The sequence below is a fragment of the Chromohalobacter sp. HP20-39 genome, from assembly GCF_033052815.1.
Lineage (GTDB): Bacteria > Pseudomonadota > Gammaproteobacteria > Pseudomonadales > Halomonadaceae > Chromohalobacter.
In genome coordinates this window covers 1-504 of sequence record NZ_JAWHTP010000113.1, presented here as the reverse complement: position 1 = coordinate 504, position 504 = coordinate 1, and the positions used below count along the sequence as shown (strand labels likewise).

Below are 504 nucleotides of genomic sequence, written 5' to 3'. Positions count from 1 at the left end.
TCTCGGTTGAACAGCGGATATTCGACCGGCCGATCACCGCTTGCTACGCCGAGCAGCAGACGGCCGCGGCTGAGTTCTTGCACCGTCGCGGCGGACTTCAGCGTCAACAGCGGCTCGCGCAGCGGCAGCACGACGGCCGCCGTACCGAGCAGAATGTCGCGGGTGACGCCCGCAAGGTAGCCGAGATACGAAAACGCCTCGAACACCTGCGCGGCATCGCCAAACGCGGGATCGTACACCGGCACGTCCCGCACCCAGAGGGCGCGGAAGCCGAGCGTATCCGCCAGTTGCACCAGGGTTGCGTGGTGTTCCATGTCTGGCACGCCGGGGCGGCGTCCATCCTGCTGGCGTTTGGCTTCGCCTGCGGGGGACCAATCGTTGTCGAGCGGCAGCTCGATACCGATGCTGAAGCCGCCGTGTGTCAGTTTGTCGAGTGAAGTAGACATGATCGTGACCGGTTCAGAGCGCGCGCAGGCTGCCTTCCAAGCGGTGCAGTTCCAGAGA

The 504-nt window shown here is 65.1% G+C and carries 1 protein-coding gene; it reads right to left on the bottom strand.

The genetic code is table 11. The features are described 5' to 3' along the window. A partial coding sequence (locus RVY79_RS17195) for an LLM class flavin-dependent oxidoreductase (protein WP_317465688.1) occupies positions 1 to 446 on the bottom strand: 446 nt, incomplete at its 3' end. Positions 447 to 504 lie beyond the last annotated feature (58 nt).